The sequence below is a fragment of the Streptomyces sp. NBC_00464 genome (genome assembly GCF_036013915.1).
Taxonomy (GTDB): domain Bacteria; phylum Actinomycetota; class Actinomycetes; order Streptomycetales; family Streptomycetaceae; genus Streptomyces.
Map to the genome: position 1 here is coordinate 3729046 of NZ_CP107899.1, position 14832 is coordinate 3743877.

14 protein-coding genes and 1 tRNA gene are annotated in these 14832 nt (G+C 68.1%); 8 read left to right on the top strand and 7 right to left on the bottom strand.

The window, feature by feature from the left end; translation table 11 throughout:
* Nucleotides 1–302 precede the first annotated feature (302 nt).
* The 6 genes from gyrB to OG912_RS16675 all read left to right on the top strand — a co-directional run bounded on the left by gyrB (nt 303) and on the right by OG912_RS16675 (nt 8207).
* On the top strand, nt 303–2426 hold the full coding sequence (gene gyrB, locus OG912_RS16650; RefSeq protein ID WP_327710005.1) for a DNA topoisomerase (ATP-hydrolyzing) subunit B: 2124 nt from the start codon (nt 303–305) through the stop codon (nt 2424–2426).
* Between the two features lie 73 nt (nt 2427–2499).
* Nucleotides 2500–5163 (top strand): DNA gyrase subunit A, encoded by a 2664-nt coding sequence (gene gyrA / locus OG912_RS16655; RefSeq protein WP_326737406.1) that lies wholly within the window; start codon nt 2500–2502, stop codon nt 5161–5163.
* 93 nt (nt 5164–5256) lie between these two features.
* Nucleotides 5257–5871 carry a DUF3566 domain-containing protein gene (locus OG912_RS16660; RefSeq protein ID WP_327710006.1) on the top strand — a complete coding sequence of 205 codons (615 nt, stop codon included), beginning with the start codon at nt 5257–5259 and terminating at the stop codon, nt 5869–5871.
* Nucleotides 5872–5948: 77 nt separating this feature from the next.
* Nucleotides 5949–6022, top strand: a tRNA-Ile gene (locus OG912_RS16665).
* Nucleotides 6023–6610: 588 nt separating this feature from the next.
* Nucleotides 6611–7585 (top strand): hypothetical protein, encoded by a 975-nt coding sequence (locus tag OG912_RS16670; protein WP_327710007.1) that lies wholly within the window; start codon nt 6611–6613, stop codon nt 7583–7585.
* Between the two features lie 385 nt (nt 7586–7970).
* Complete coding sequence (locus tag OG912_RS16675) at nt 7971–8207, top strand: helix-turn-helix transcriptional regulator (RefSeq protein ID WP_327710008.1); 237 nt, start codon at nt 7971–7973, stop codon at nt 8205–8207.
* An 18-nt stretch (nt 8208–8225) separates the two neighbouring features.
* Here OG912_RS16675 and OG912_RS16680 read toward each other — a convergent pair whose 3' ends face one another.
* From OG912_RS16680 to OG912_RS16690, 3 genes are all read right to left on the bottom strand, one after another.
* Complete coding sequence (locus tag OG912_RS16680) at nt 8226–8771, bottom strand: NUDIX hydrolase (RefSeq protein WP_327710009.1); 546 nt, start codon at nt 8769–8771, stop codon at nt 8226–8228.
* 9 nt (nt 8772–8780) lie between these two features.
* Nucleotides 8781–9902: an adenosylhomocysteinase gene (locus tag OG912_RS16685; protein ID WP_327710010.1), complete on the bottom strand. Its 1122-nt coding sequence runs from the start codon at nt 9900–9902 to the stop codon at nt 8781–8783.
* Between the two features lie 180 nt (nt 9903–10082).
* The gene (locus OG912_RS16690) at nt 10083–10250 is read right to left on the bottom strand and encodes a hypothetical protein (protein ID WP_327710011.1); all 168 of its coding nucleotides are present in this window, start codon (nt 10248–10250) and stop codon (nt 10083–10085) included.
* Nucleotides 10251–10406: 156 nt separating this feature from the next.
* On the opposite strand from OG912_RS16690, the gene OG912_RS16695 reads away from it, so the two are divergent.
* Nucleotides 10407–11864, top strand: coding sequence for a helix-turn-helix domain-containing protein (locus OG912_RS16695; RefSeq protein WP_327710012.1), 1458 nt, complete (start codon nt 10407–10409; stop codon nt 11862–11864).
* A gap of 11 nt (nt 11865–11875) precedes the next feature.
* On the top strand, nt 11876–12361 hold the full coding sequence (locus OG912_RS16700) for a hypothetical protein (protein ID WP_327710013.1): 486 nt from the start codon (nt 11876–11878) through the stop codon (nt 12359–12361).
* Between the two features lie 733 nt (nt 12362–13094).
* Here OG912_RS16700 and OG912_RS16705 read toward each other — a convergent pair.
* From OG912_RS16705 to OG912_RS16720, 4 genes are read right to left on the bottom strand one after another with little or no spacing between them, the layout of a single operon-like run.
* Entirely contained in the window at nt 13095–13361 is a 267-nt protein-coding gene (locus OG912_RS16705; RefSeq protein WP_327710014.1) for a hypothetical protein, read from the bottom strand.
* A 30-nt stretch (nt 13362–13391) separates the two neighbouring features.
* The gene (locus tag OG912_RS16710; RefSeq protein ID WP_327710015.1) at nt 13392–13742 is read right to left on the bottom strand and encodes a hypothetical protein; all 351 of its coding nucleotides are present in this window, start codon (nt 13740–13742) and stop codon (nt 13392–13394) included.
* 3 nt (nt 13743–13745) lie between these two features.
* Entirely contained in the window at nt 13746–14570 is an 825-nt protein-coding gene (locus OG912_RS16715) for a CHAP domain-containing protein (RefSeq protein WP_327710016.1), read from the bottom strand.
* On the bottom strand, nt 14570–14812 hold the full coding sequence (locus OG912_RS16720) for a hypothetical protein (protein WP_327710017.1): 243 nt from the start codon (nt 14810–14812) through the stop codon (nt 14570–14572). The genes OG912_RS16715 and OG912_RS16720 overlap by 1 nt, the downstream gene beginning before the upstream one ends.
* Between the last annotated feature and the right edge of the window lie 20 nt (nt 14813–14832).

Sequence of the window (14832 nt, forward strand, 5' to 3'; positions counted from 1 at the left end):
TTGCCCCTGTTGCGGGGGTGTGCGGTGGTTGCAACCGTACGGCGGGGAGCAGGCGTCCCTCACCGTAGCGGGAGGCTGACAGGCAGAAGCGCTCAATGCCCGTGTGAGCCTCTTGAGGCCCCTTCCCGGATATGGGGAGTCGTCAGGCGCTCATTCAGGGCGGCACATGCGGACTCAGGTACCGGCAAACCCCCATTCGGGTCGGCGCTACCGGTAGACTGGTGGACAATCCCGCGTCCTTGCGGGATTCGTCGATACAAGCCGAACGACGCAGCCGCTCCCGCCTGCCCGGAGAACGGCCTGTGCTGTGCCAGAAAGGGCGCTTCGTGGCCGATTCCGGCAACCCCAACGAGAACATTCCGTCCACCCCCGGTGAGAGCAGCGCTGCTCCCGCCTCGGCCGAGGTGATGGCCGACGTGAAGGCGAAGGCTTCGGGTGAGGTGAAAGCCTCGTACGACGCCAGCGCGATCACCGTGCTGGAGGGTCTGGACGCGGTCCGCAAGCGGCCTGGCATGTACATCGGCTCGACCGGTGAGCGCGGTCTCCACCACCTCGTGCAAGAGGTCGTCGACAACTCGGTCGACGAGGCGATGGCCGGGCACGCGGACACCATCGACGTCACGATCCTCGCCGACGGCGGGGTGCGCGTGATCGACAACGGCCGTGGCATCCCGGTCGGCATCGTGCCGTCCGAGGGCAAGCCGGCCGTGGAGGTCGTCCTCACCGTGCTGCACGCCGGCGGCAAGTTCGGCGGCGGCGGTTACGCCGTCTCCGGTGGTCTGCACGGCGTCGGTGTCTCCGTGGTCAACGCGCTGTCCACCCGGGTGGCCGTCGAGGTCAAGACGGACGGGTACCGCTGGACCCAGGACTACAAGCTCGGCGTCCCGACCGCCCCGCTGGCCCGTAACGAGGCCACCGGCGAGACGGGTACGTCGGTCACCTTCTGGGCCGACGGGGACATCTTCGAGACGACCGAGTACTCCTTCGAGACCCTCTCGCGGCGCTTCCAGGAGATGGCCTTCCTCAACAAGGGCCTCACCCTGAAGCTGACCGACGAGCGCGAGTCGGCGAAGGCGACGGCGGGCGCGGACAGCGCCGAGGCGGTGGACGTCCCCGAGGAAGAGGCGACGCGCACGGTCACGTACCACTACGAGAACGGCATCGTCGACTTCGTCAAGTACCTCAACTCCCGCAAGGGCGATGTCATTCACCAGTCGGTGATCGACATCGAGGCCGAGGACAAGGACCGTCTCCTCTCGGCCGAGATCGCCATGCAGTGGAACACGCAGTACAGCGAGGGCGTCTACTCCTTCGCCAACGCGATCCACACGCACGAGGGCGGTACGCACGAGGAGGGCTTCCGTGCGGCGCTGACCTCGCTGGTCAACCGGTACGCGCGCGACAAGAAGCTGCTGCGCGAGAAGGACGACAACCTCACCGGTGAGGACGTCCGCGAGGGTCTGACGGCGATCATCTCGGTGAAGCTGGGCGAGCCGCAGTTCGAGGGCCAGACGAAGACCAAGCTGGGCAACACGGAGGCCAAGACCTTCGTGCAGAAGGTCGTCCACGAGCAGCTGACGGACTGGTTCGACCGGAACCCCAACGAGGCCGCCGACATCATTCGTAAGGGCATCGCCGCCTCGACCGCCCGCGTGGCGGCCCGCAAGGCGCGTGACCTGACCCGTCGCAAGGGCCTCCTGGAGAGCGCCTCGCTGCCGGGCAAGCTGAGCGACTGCCAGTCCAACGACCCGACGAAGTGCGAGATCTTCATCGTCGAGGGTGACTCCGCCGGTGGTTCGGCGAAGTCCGGCCGTAACCCGATGTACCAGGCCATCCTGCCGATCCGCGGCAAGATCCTGAACGTCGAGAAGGCCAGGATCGACAAGATCCTGCAGAACACCGAGGTCCAGGCGCTGATCTCGGCCTTCGGTACCGGGGTCCACGAGGACTTCGACATCGAGAAGCTCCGCTATCACAAGATCATTCTGATGGCGGACGCCGACGTCGACGGTCAGCACATCAACACCCTGCTGCTGACGTTCCTCTTCCGCTTCATGCGGCCGCTGGTCGAGGCCGGGCACGTCTACCTCTCGCGCCCGCCGCTCTACAAGATCAAGTGGGGCCGGGACGACTTCGAGTACGCGTACTCGGACCGCGAGCGCGACGCCCTCGTGGTGCTCGGCAAGGAGAACGGCAAGCGGATCAAGGAAGACTCGATCCAGCGCTTCAAGGGCCTCGGCGAGATGAACGCCGAGGAGCTGCGTGTCACCACGATGGACGTCGACCACCGTGTGCTCGGCCAGGTCACGCTCGACGACGCGGCGCAGGCCGACGACCTGTTCTCGGTGCTGATGGGTGAGGACGTCGAGGCACGGCGCTCGTTCATTCAGCGCAACGCCAAGGACGTTCGCTTCCTCGACATCTGAGTCGGCCGTACAAGGAGGAGGGTCCGGCGACCCTCCAAGCCGCAGCCGCAGCGCGAAAGGACTTTGACCAGCAATGGCCGACGAGAACACCCCTGCCCCCGTGACGCCCGAAGAGGTCCCGCCCGTCGAGGGCGTGGGCATGCGTGTCGAGCCCGTCGGGCTCGAGACGGAGATGCAGCGCTCCTACCTCGACTACGCGATGTCCGTCATCGTGTCGCGTGCCCTGCCCGACGTGCGGGACGGCCTCAAGCCCGTCCACCGCCGGGTGCTGTACGCGATGTACGACGGCGGCTACCGGCCCGAGAAGGGCTTCTACAAGTGCGCCCGCGTCGTCGGTGACGTCATGGGTACGTACCACCCGCACGGCGACTCCTCGATCTACGACGCCCTGGTGCGCCTGGCGCAGCACTGGTCGATGCGCATGCCGCTGGTGGACTCCAACGGCAACTTCGGTTCCCCGGGCAACGACCCGGCCGCCGCCATGCGGTACACCGAGTGCAAGATGATGCCGCTGTCCATGGAGATGGTCCGTGACATCGACGAGGAGACCGTCGATTTCAAGGACAACTACGACGGCCGCAACCAGGAGCCGGTGGTTCTGCCGGCGCGCTTCCCGAACCTGCTGATCAACGGTTCGGCGGGCATCGCGGTCGGCATGGCGACCAACATCCCGCCGCACAACCTGCGCGAGGTCGCGTCCGGCGCCCAGTGGTACCTGGAGCACCCGGAAGCCTCGCAGGAGGAGCTCCTGGACGCCCTCCTTGAGCGGATCAAGGGCCCGGACTTCCCGACGGGCGCACTCGTCGTGGGCCGCAAGGGCATCGAGGAGGCGTACCGCACGGGCCGTGGCTCGATCACGATGCGCGCGGTCGTGGCGGTCGAGGAGATCCAGAACCGCCAGTGCCTGGTGGTCACGGAGCTTCCGTACCAGACCAACCCCGACAACCTCGCGCAGAAGATCGCCGACCTGGTCAAGGACGGCAAGGTCGGCGGCATCGCGGACGTCCGTGACGAGACCTCGTCGCGTACGGGCCAGCGCCTGGTCGTCGTGCTGAAGCGGGACGCGGTCGCCAAGGTCGTACTGAACAACCTGTACAAGCACACCGATCTGCAGACCAACTTCGGCGCCAACATGCTGGCGCTGGTGGACGGGGTGCCGCGCACCCTGTCGATCGACGCGTTCATCCGCCACTGGGTGACGCACCAGATCGAGGTCATCGTCCGGCGTACGAAGTTCCGGCTGCGCAAGGCCGAGGAGCGCGCGCACATCCTGCGTGGCCTCCTCAAGGCCCTGGACGCCATCGACGAGGTCATCGCCCTCATCCGGCGCAGCAACACCGTGGAGATCGCGCGTGAGGGCCTGATGGGCCTGCTGGAGATCGACGAGATCCAGGCGAACGCGATCCTGGAGATGCAGCTGCGCCGGCTGGCCGCGCTGGAGCACCAGAAGATCACCGCCGAGCACGACGAGCTCCAGGCGAAGATCAACGAGTACAACGCGATCCTGGTGTCGCCCGAGCGTCAGCGGCAGATCGTCAGCGAGGAGCTGGCGGCGATCGTCGACAAGTTCGGCGACGACCGGCGCTCCAAGCTCGTGCCCTTCGACGGCGACATGTCCATCGAGGACCTGATCGCCGAGGAGGACATCGTCGTCACGATCTCCCGCGGCGGCTATGTGAAGCGCACGAAGACGGACGACTACCGCTCGCAGAAGCGCGGCGGCAAGGGTGTGCGCGGCACGAAGCTCAAGTCGGACGACATCGTTGACCACTTCTTCGTGTCCACGACGCACCACTGGCTGCTGTTCTTCACCAACAAGGGCCGGGTCTACCGGGCGAAGGCCTACGAGCTCCCGGACGCCGGCCGTGACGCCCGCGGTCAGCACGTGGCGAACCTGCTGGCCTTCCAGCCGGACGAGCAGATCGCCCAGATCCTGGCGATCCGCGACTACGACGCGGCGCCGTATCTGATCCTGGCCACGAAGGGCGGTCTGGTGAAGAAGACCGCGCTGAAGGACTACGACTCGCCGCGTTCCGGCGGTGTCATCGCCATCAACCTGCGCGAGACGGCCGACGGCAGCGACGACGAGCTGATCGGCGCGGAGCTGGTGTCGGCCGAGGACGACCTGCTGCTCATCAGCAGGAAGGCCCAGTCGATCAGGTTCACTGCGACGGACGATGCGCTGCGCCCGATGGGCCGTGCCACTTCGGGTGTCAAGGGCATGAGTTTCCGCGAGGGAGACGAACTGCTCTCGATGAATGTCGTCAGGCCCGGTACTTTCGTGTTCACTGCCACTGACGGCGGGTACGCGAAGCGGACCCCCGTCGACGAGTACCGCGTCCAGGGTCGCGGCGGCCTGGGCATCAAGGCCGCCAAGATCGTGGAGGACCGGGGCTCGCTGGTCGGTGCGCTGGTGGTCGAGGAGACGGACGAGATCCTCGCCATCACGCTCGGCGGTGGTGTGATTCGTACGCGAGTCAATGAAGTCAGGGAGACGGGCCGTGACACCATGGGCGTCCAACTGATCAATCTGGGCAAGCGAGACGCCGTCGTCGGTATCGCGCGCAACGCCGAGGCAGGTCGCGAGGCCGAAGAGGTCGACGGGACTGACGATGCCGAAGGCGAGACGCCCGAGGCAGTGACAGCTGAGGCCACCGCGGCCGACGCAGCTGCCGACAGCACGGTCGACGGCACAGTCGAGGGCAACACGTCCTCGACCGGGGAGCACGAGGAGTAGAGCGTGAGTGGAGCCACGGGCGCCGGTTCGGCCGCTTCCGAAGCCGGCGGAAACGGCGCCCGTGGCCCTGCCACGGACTCCCAAGGGGGCACTGTGACGGATACCCGGGGCCCTCAGCCCCAGTACGAGGGTTACGCGACCGGGCCGTTGCCCGGTGAGCGGGAACCCGCACCGGGCCAGGCGGGCCCGTACCACCCGCCGCAGGCCTACCCCTCGCCCCCTGCGGGCGGGACCCAGGGTGGCGGCCGGTCCCACGGGGGGCGGCAGGGCGCCGTGCAGGGCGCAGGCACGGCCCAGGCGACCCGCAGGCCCCGGACGGGGGCGCGGACGACTCCGCGTACCCGCAAGGCGCGTCTGCGTGTGGCCAAGGCCGATCCGTGGTCGGTGATGAAGGTCAGCTTCCTGCTGTCCATCGCGCTCGGCATCTGCACGGTGGTCGCGTCGGCGGTGCTGTGGATGGTGATGGACGCGATGGGCGTCTTCGAGACCGTCGGCGGCACCATCAGCGAGGCGACCGGTTCCAACGAGGGCAACGGCTTCGACCTGCAGTCGTTCCTGTCCCTGCCGCGGGTGCTGATCTTCACCTCGGTCATCGCGGTGATCGACGTGGTGCTGGCCACCGCGCTGGCGACGCTGGGCGCCTTCATCTACAACCTGTCGGCCGGCTTCGTGGGCGGTGTCGAGCTCACCCTGGCCGAGGACGAGTAGCGACGCGGGTATCGATTTTGGGACTGGCCCCGACGTGCGCTAATCTTCTTCACGTCAGCGCGACACAAAAGCGCGGCGGGGCTATAGCTCAGTTGGTTAGAGCGCATCCCTGATAAGGATGAGGCCACAGGTTCAAATCCTGTTAGCCCCACAGCAGTAGGTAGCAGGTCAGAAGGCCGGTAGATCTCAGGATCTACCGGCCTTCTACTTTTGTCGATCTTGGTACCCCGCTACTACCCCGTAACGTTTTGTCTGGCGCGCCTATCCCGCCCGGGGGTCAGCCCGTTTACTCTCAGCACGAAGCCCCCTGCCGCTTTGCTCGGCAGGGGGCTTCGTCTGTCCGGTCGGGGACCTCCCGAGTACCTCGACCGGGGTCTGTGGGGCGGGGGGTCACCCCCAGCCGACGTCCTTCGCCTCTTCCGTCGTCGGTGTCGGAGCGGGCGTAGGAGTCGGGTCTGCCGGAGGAGTTCCCCAGCCGACGTCCGCAGTGGCCGGCGGGGCCGGGACTTCGGTGGCGGAAGACGCTGTGGCCGCGGCCGTCAGTGCGGTGACCGCGAGTGCAACAGCGGCCAATGCGGCACGGATTCTGGACTGGCTCACCAGCAACCCCCCTTATCGAACGCGTGTACGTTTACGCGTTGCTGTACGTAGGTTGCCACGCCCGAACCGCGACACCAAGCGGCTCGCCGTGCTGAAATCTGTACGTGCGGTTTTCAGCACATAACAAACGGGGGCAAACATGAAGGAAACAGAGCAAACCGCAACCGCTCTACTCGCAGAGAGCGCTGTAGAAACGTACCGAGCGGTCGCTGCCGCAGGCATCGCACCGACCGAAACGAATCTCTCCGACCTGCTCGACCTCCACCTCGTCGACCCCGATCCGTACCAGCCCGGCCACTACATCGCCCGCGACCCCCGCGCCGTGGCCCAAGGCCTCATGGCCGCATCTCTCGCAGACCTCACCGCAGCCATCAGCCGCATCAGCCAGATCCCCACCGTCGAAGCGCTGGCCGCCGACTATGACCCCCATCGCTTCTACGGCGGCCCCGGCAGCGAATACCTCGGCACCCCCGCACTCATGAACGCCCGCATCCTGCCGCTCACCGACGCGGCCACCACCGAGGTCTACACAGCGCAGCCCGGAGAGCCGGCCGACCGAGACCCTGAAACCCTCCGAAACGGAGCAGCCCGCACCGTCGCCGCCTGCCAGCGCGGCGTTCGCGTCCGCTCCATCTACAACGCGCGCGCCCACGACCACGACCAGACCCGGACCCACATCGACGAGCTGGTATCCGCCGGCGCCGACGTCCGCGTCCTGGGCGCACCGTTCCCTCGCATGGTGCTGCTCGACCGGATGCACCTGTTCATCGACAACCTCGTCGTCGAGGGGGCAGCGGCTCACTCCGGCTGGCACGTCTCGGACCGCAGCTCGGTCATGTGGGGCCGGTCCATCTTCGACCTGTGCTGGGATCGGGCCACGCCCTGGCAGGCCCTCAGCCGGGCCACAGGGGCGGCGGTGACCACGGCCCGGCAGCGGGCACTCATGCAGGAGCTGGAGGCCGGATACTCGCAGCAGCAGGCCGGCCGCCGCCTCAGCCTCGCAGAGCGGACCGTGGCCAAGGAGCTGGCAGCCCTACGGACAGCCCTCGGGGCCCGGACGCTCTACCAGGTCATGGCCTGGTGGGGTCGATCGCCGGAACGGCACCTTCCGTGAAATCGCACAAGGTGTCACGACTCTGTGTGCACCAGGTCTACGGGCTGTAGATCGATGGTGCTCGTGCGTAGAGTGCCAGGCGGGGAGCAGGTGGATTCCCCCACCACCTACTGACGCACAACCCCCGACTGACCCGGCCCGAATGCTCGGGAGGCTTCGGGTCGGAGACGCCCCCTGCCGGCGATTTCGGCAGGGGGCGTCGTGCTGAACACACTAAACCGCCCCACCCCGAGACGGGATGGGGCGGCGCAACCCGGCCGAATATGGCCGAGCTGGTGCGGTCGATGTCGGACGCACATCACAACCCGACCGCACGTATCCATGATCGCTAAATTTCCCTGGCCAGGTAAAGACTTACGATCATGATCGAATCAGCGTTGAGTTTGTGTCGGCCGACCCAACCCCGGACTGGGTACTCCCCCTCCGCCAGCAGATCGGCACAACCCTGCGCGCAGCCCGCATCGAAGCAGGCCTCACCCAGGTACAGCTCGCGGAGCTCGCCGGCATGGACCACAAGACCGTGCACCGCATCGAGTACGCCATCAGCGACCCCAGCCTCACGATGCTCCTCCGCCTGGCCGCCGCGCTCCATGTGCCGATCGAGGACCTCGTGCGCAGATGAGTCGCGGGCGCCCAAGGGCTACAGCACGGCGGTCAGCACCCGGCTACGCAGCGGCTCCGTGACCAGCATGTCGGCAGGCTGCCACGACGCCGCGCTCACCTCTTCCTCCTGGAGCACGATCTCGGCAGCCGTGGTGTGGAACAGGAATCGGAAGTCGAAGTGGAGGTGCTCCGGCTCATCCTTCGCGGGGTTCGCCGGGATGACGTGCGCATCGACGTGCAGCGGCAGATCGACGGTCAGCGTCACCTGGTCGGAGTCGATGCCGGTTTCCTCGGCCAGCTCGCGAAGTGCCGCACCGACGAGCGTCTCGTCAACCTCTTCGACGTGGCCACCCGGCAGCAGCCACTTCGAGAGCGTGCGGTGCTCGATGGTCAGCACGCGGCCGTCGGGGCGGTGGAGCACAGCGCCGGCGGTGACGTGACCGAGGAACTCCTTACGCGAAGTGATCGCGTCGCCTGCCTCGTCAAGGACCGTGAGCAGCGAGGCGAGCGGCTCCTTGTCCTCTGGGTGCTGGGCGAGGTACGCGTCGAGCGTTTCGCGGACGTGCTGGGAGGTGATGGGCATGGGTGCTCCTTAGCGGTTGAAGTAGCTCAGCCAGGTGGACGCGATGGCAGCGCGGTCGGTGGGTGTCACCTCGTGTATGCCGCTTGCCAGGGCGCCTTGGGCGAGAATGCGGATGCTCGCCAGGATCTCCGCCTGGACGAGGAAGATGAACGGGCCCACGCTGGCGCCGTGCAGGAAGTTGACGGCGTTGCCCCCGTTCAGCAAGTAGAAGTAGTGGCCGGTGGTCTGGTAGCGGGTGACGTGGTCGCCGGACGGCGTACGGGTGTAGACGTCGGGCAGGCCGTCGAGGTCGAGCTCGTCCTCCGACGACGTAACAGTGGCAACGTAGGCCCCGTTACGCAGGGCGGAGAAGTCCTCGCTGCGGAGTGAGACAGCCCCGGTAGCGCACAGGACCAGGCCGGCGCCGTGCAGGGCGGCATCCCGATCCCGCGCCACGGTGAAGCCCTGTGAGAGCGCCTGGGTGCGACGAACGGGGTCGATGTCGTAGACGGTGACCTGAATGCCCTTGGCGTGCAGCAGGCGGGCGATGGAGCTGCCGAGCTTCCCGAAGCCGAGGACGAGGGCAGGGCGGCCGTGCAGGATGTCGCCGCGTGCCCGCATGAGGGCCTCGGTGGAGAACACGACGGACTGGCCGACGAGGAAGTCCTCGGGGTCCTTGAGTGGCGATCGGGCCACGGACACGACTGGGCAGGGGAGCTTCTCGATGTCCGCGTACCGGCGGTGTCCGTTCTCGGTGTCCTCGACTACGCCGAGGATGCGCCCGGAAAACCGGTCACAGATCGCGTCGAGGCTGGGCGCGAAGTAGCCGCCGACGTCGAGGAGCACGAGGGATTCGCCGGCCGCCCGAGACTCAAGGAAATCGACGGCGGTGTCTGGGTCGGTGAACAGCTCTCGGGAGAGAGCGGCGCACGGGCTGACCTTCTCGACAGCGCGCTGCGCTGCGGCGTCGATCGACTTCGGCTTGGGCAGGACAGCTCGCAGTTGAGAGGCGGCTGCCACAGCCCGTACGAACGATGGTCGTTCCGGCAGCAGGTGGGTGATGAGCAGGGAGGCAGGGGGCTCCGAGGGGCGGAACTGGGCGTTGATCCGGGCGAAGTACGCGTCGAGCCGGGCGTTTTCGAACGCTTCCATGGGCGTCGCCTTTCAGGTCTCAAGCGCGGGTGCGATGGCAAGGGCAGGCACAGAGGTGCACTTCGACGGGGCGCTCCCATGCCGTGGCGCCCGGTAGCCGTAGCTCACCCGGACCAGGGCATTCGTCGTGCTCGCCGATGCGGCACGCCGGGGCAAGGTCCGCTCTGGGCGCTGCGGCCTTCACGGCCGCTGCTCTGCGGCCGGCCCCGACGAGCAGCGAGCGCATTCGCAGGCCGGGAAACGGTCGGTGTCCGCAGGCCGTTCGAGGGGGACGACCTCGCCCTTCTCACGTAGGACCCGGGCGGAGCCCCAGCGGTCGACCTCGTACACCTTGAGTGACATTCCCATGGGGCGCCCCCCGCCGTCGGTTGTCATCGCTTCAATAGCGTCGTCCTGCGGCGCTAACTCCGGGATGACCAGCGGGGGTTACCGATGCGGTAATACACTCGTTGCTCCTCCAGCAAGGCGCCTGCGTGTGCATAGGATCGCGACGGAAGTCAGCCCATGGATGCCACCACCCCCGGCCTGCTCAGCCCCGATGTGCTCGACAGAGCAGACCTCCGGGCAGCGCTCATCGAGCACGACTTCGCAGCCGTCTTCACCCTGATCAAGAAGTGGGGCGGCCTCTCCCAGAACCGCATCGCGTCCGCCTGCCAACTCACCCCCGGCAAGGTGTCCACGATCATCAACGGGGCCCAACGCGTCACCAGCTTCGAGGTCGTCTGCCGGATCGCCGACGGCCTCCGAATTCCGGGCAGCCTGCTCGGGCTCGCAGCACGCCCCTGGGAGGGCACACACCACCCAGCACAGCAGGACCAGCCAGACGCTCCAGGTGACCGGCCAGACGCAGACGAGATCCCGTGGCGGCCCGACGCCACCGTGGACCTGGCCACCCACCTCACCAGGAGTGATCTCGTGATGGACCGAAGGGCCCTCACCCGCGCCCTTGCCGGCGCCGCGGTAACCGGCGCCGCCCTCCTCGACAGCCTCGAAGGCTGGCTCGTCCCGGCCGCAAGCGTCCCGGGACAACGCCGCCCGGGACGACTCGGCATGCGCGAAGTCGAGGAACTGGAGACCACCGCGCGCGCCTTCCGCCAGTGGGACCATCAGTACGGTGGCGGCCTTCGAAGGAAAGCGGTCCTCGGCCAGCTCGCCGAAGTCTCCGGCGCCCTCGATGACCACCAGGCCCCGGCTGTGGCCGACCGGTTGTACCGCGTCATGGCGCAGCTGGCCGGCACTGCTGCGACCATGGCGTGGGACTCAGGACTGCATCGGCGGGCTCAGGACTACTACCGCCTCGCCCTTCGCGCAGCTCACGCCGGAGGTGACGTCGTCTTCGGAGCCAACGTACTGGCCGGGATGGCCCGGCAGATGCTCTATCGCGACCGGCCGGACGACGCGCTACAGCTGATCCACCTTGCGCAGGAAGGTGCCCGCGACGTGATTGGCCCCCGGGCCCGAGCCATGCTCCACACCCGCGAAGCCTGGGCCTACGCTGCACAAGGGCGCGTCGCCGGGTTCCACCGGGCCACCACCAAGGCGGCCGAAGATCTTGCCGCTGCTGGCGCGGATGGCGACGAGCCATATTGGATCGCGTACTTCGACGAAGCAGAACTCGCGGGCGTAACCGGGGGACGGCTTCTCGACCTCGCCCGAACCGACCCGCGCCAGCACGCCACCCAGGCAGCCGACGAGATCCGGACTGCCCTCGCATACCGCGGCCCCGAGGCTGGGCGATCTCATGCGCTCGACCGTATCGGCCTGGCGGAATGCCAGTTTCTCGCTGGCGACATCCGGGCGGCAGCCGCCGAAACAACCCTCGCCGTGCAGGCCGCGCGAGGCACACAGTCGGGGCGTGTCCGTACTCAGCTCAGACAGCTGTATCCCTACACCGTGGGACACAGCGCCTCGCGCCCGGTGCGGGAGGCGCGCGATAGTATCCGCGACCTGCTGTCGAGCTGAGGGACGGGCGCATGACGACATTGGCCGTGACCGGGCATATGGACCTGACAGACGAAAGCGTGCCGCTCGTGCGCGAGGCTCTTCGCCGCCTGCTGACCGCGCACAGCGAGGACTTGATCGGGGTCTCGTGCATCGCGGCGGGAGCCGACAGCCTCTTTGCCGAGGAAGTCACCGCCGCAGGAGGAAGGCTGGTGGTCGTGATCCCCTCACAGGACTACCGCGCCCGGAAGGTCAAGCCAGAGCACGCGGCAGTCTTCGACCACCTTGTCGAAACTGCCGTCGAGGTGCTTACGCTGCCGCACGACACCGCGAACCGCGGCGCCTACGAGGCGGCCAACGCCGAGCTCTTGAAGCGTGCTGATCGGCTCGTCGCCGTCTGGGACGGTAGCCCTCCTTCGGAGAAGGGTGGGGGCACAGCCGACACGGTGGAGGAAGCCCGAGCCGCTGGAGTGCCAGTAGATGTGGTGTGGCCGGATGGAGCGGGACGACGGGGCTGACCCCGAGCGCACGAAAGCGCCCCCCGCCGCCGGCCGAAGCCGGGACAGGGGGCATGCGCTCAAGTGCGGCGGCGGTCCACGGGCAGGCCCAGGACCGTAGGGTTCGATGCCGGGTCGGGGGCGGTCGGGGGGTCGCGCCGGCACATCAGTCCATCCGGATCACCCGGCGGCGGCTGCAAGTTGTACCCAGCCGGGCACGTCTGGCCGTTGACGCCGTCGCGCCCGGCCGCGCCGTCCTTGCCCGCAGGCCCGGGGGCACCGGCTGGTCCCTGCTCGCCCTGCGGCCCAGCCGGGCCGACCGGACCGACAGGGCCAGCCGCTCCCGGGACGCCAGCAGCACCGTCCGCCCCGGACGCTCCCGACGGGCCCGGGGTCGGGGTGCCCGCCGCGCCCGGGGCGCCGCGCTCGCCCTGCTCCCCACGCGGCCCCGGAGGGCCAGGGATCGGCACCGGCACTGCGGCACGGGCCGGCAGATCCTCCACCGCATCACCCGGATCCGGCGCGGCCGGGGTGCCACCGCGCGCCTGCACCTGCGCGCGCAACTTCCGCACATCCGTGGCCAGCTTCGACACGGCGGTACCGCGGCGGTCCGCTTCCGTCGCCAGCTGGTCTCCGCGCGCCTGCGCCTTATCGATCTGCAAGAACGCCACCGCGACCGCGCCCCCCAGGAAGAGGAGGGCGGCCACGATCCACAGCAGGACACGGCGCCGGTACAACAGGTGCTCCGCCCTGGTCACGGTGTACCCCCGAGCTGGGTTACGAGGAACCGCAGACGGGACACTTCCAACTCCAGTGCGGCCGCGCGCTGCTCGGCTGCCGCCTGGTCCAACTCCGCCTTGTCCCGCTCAGCAGTGAGCCGTGCAGTGAGGCTGTCGTATCCGGTGATGACTCCGCCCTCCCGGGCCGCTCTCGTGGCGCCCCGGGACCCGTAGGCGGCCGCTGCCGCAGCAACCGGACTGGCCAGCAGTGCACCCAGCGCGGTCAACATGGCAGCGTCCACACGTTCCTCCAGTGCGCTCAGGTCGGCAGCTCAGATACCCGTCGGGCGGGCGGGCCGCTTCTCAGCAGGGGCGACCTGCCCGCGAGTCAGCAGCGCCAGGACGGCGAGTACCAGGGCGTTCAGACCACCGACGGTCTCGGCCGACACGGCGAACCCGTAGGCCGCGAGCAGGGCCACCGCAGCAGCGACGAGCCCGGTGAACGCGCTGGGTGCGACTGGCCGGGTGATGGCCGCCGTTGCTGCGGCGAACACGCCGGATACGACAGCAACGATCGCACCAGCCTGCTCCCCGGACAGCCCGAAGTTGAAGCTGACAAGCAGGGACAGGGCGCCGCTGATCGTGGCGATGATGAGAGCCGGTTCACGGCCGAAGATGCGCATGGGTCAGGACTCCGGGGTGTTGATGTTGACGTCGATGACGGCGGACTCGATCGCGGCAGTGACGGCGGCCACGATCTTCGCGGTGTCCGCGCCCTTGCCGACCTGCCCGGCCAGTGCAGTGATCGCGGCACTCATCGCGGCGACCCGCTTGTCCGTCGAACGGACCCGGGCCTGCAGGTCCTTGAGGATGCTCTGCGGCTGCCACGTTGGGTTGGTCTTGTGGTCCGCTGCATCCCCCGGGCCAGCGATGGCGTCCGTCCGCCACACCGCGTCGTAGATGTCCTTCTTCGTCATCCCCGCCATGGGGTCCTCCTCGATGCTCGGGTTCTTCCAGGTGGGGTCGGCGGACGTGATGCCGCCGGGGTAGTCGGGGTAGCCGTAGCCGTACACGTAGGCGTCCCGGCGCTGCCGGACCTTGCGGTACACGCCGTCACCCTCGGCACTGCCGCTGGTGTTGGTGTTGCCCTCGATCGTGGTGATCGTGGTGTCGTCGTAGCCGATGACGATCCCGGTGTGAGACCCGCCGCCAGGCCCGAACATGACCTGCGCGCCGACCGCGGGGAACTCCGACCAGCGACCGGCCTTCTTCCACCAGTTCGTTGCCGTCGCGCACGACGCGGTGACCGGGTACGAGCCCTTCGGCAGGCCAGCGGTCTGGAACGCCCAGGACGTGAACGTGCAGCACCACGCCTGATAGTCGGACCACGCCAGGCCGGGCACCGAAGCTGAGTACTTCTGCTTGTTGTTCCAGTGCCCGCCGCTGAACCCTTCGCGGTAGCCGACCTCGCCCTTAAGAACACGGGCCACATCGGCGTACCTGCCGGCCATCAGACGCGCTCCGGCCAGTGCCAGCCGCCGCCCTCGTGCGAACCGTTGGCCTTCGGCTCGCCATGGGTCACCTCGCGGTTGAAGAACATGCCCTCCGGATTCAGCACCGCGAGATCCACGAGGAACGGTCCGTGCACAGCAGTGATGACGGCGGCCCGGCACTGCGAGGTGTACTCGCCGCCGGGGGTGCCGTAGCTGACGTAGTGGACGATCCGGCCGACGGCCGGTACGGGTGATGACATCGAGCCCTCCAGGGCATACG

Bases quoted from the DNA above. Each gene is read 5' to 3' on its own strand.
- OG912_RS16700 (WP_327710013.1), top strand. From the start codon at position 11,876: ATGACGACATTGGCCGTGACCGGGCATATGGACCTGACAGACGAAAGC.
- OG912_RS16670 (WP_327710007.1), top strand. From the start codon at position 6,611: ATGAAGGAAACAGAGCAAACCGCAACCGCTCTACTCGCAGAGAGCGCT.
- OG912_RS16690 (WP_327710011.1), bottom strand. From the start codon at position 10,250: ATGGGAATGTCACTCAAGGTGTACGAGGTCGACCGCTGGGGCTCCGCC.
- gyrA (WP_326737406.1), top strand. From the start codon at position 2,500: ATGGCCGACGAGAACACCCCTGCCCCCGTGACGCCCGAAGAGGTCCCG.
- OG912_RS16695 (WP_327710012.1), top strand. From the start codon at position 10,407: ATGGATGCCACCACCCCCGGCCTGCTCAGCCCCGATGTGCTCGACAGA.
- OG912_RS16680 (WP_327710009.1), bottom strand. From the start codon at position 8,771: ATGCCCATCACCTCCCAGCACGTCCGCGAAACGCTCGACGCGTACCTC.
- OG912_RS16720 (WP_327710017.1), bottom strand. From the start codon at position 14,812: ATGTCATCACCCGTACCGGCCGTCGGCCGGATCGTCCACTACGTCAGC.
- OG912_RS16710 (WP_327710015.1), bottom strand. From the start codon at position 13,742: ATGCGCATCTTCGGCCGTGAACCGGCTCTCATCATCGCCACGATCAGC.
- OG912_RS16685 (WP_327710010.1), bottom strand. From the start codon at position 9,902: ATGGAAGCGTTCGAAAACGCCCGGCTCGACGCGTACTTCGCCCGGATC.
- OG912_RS16715 (WP_327710016.1), bottom strand. From the start codon at position 14,570: ATGGCCGGCAGGTACGCCGATGTGGCCCGTGTTCTTAAGGGCGAGGTC.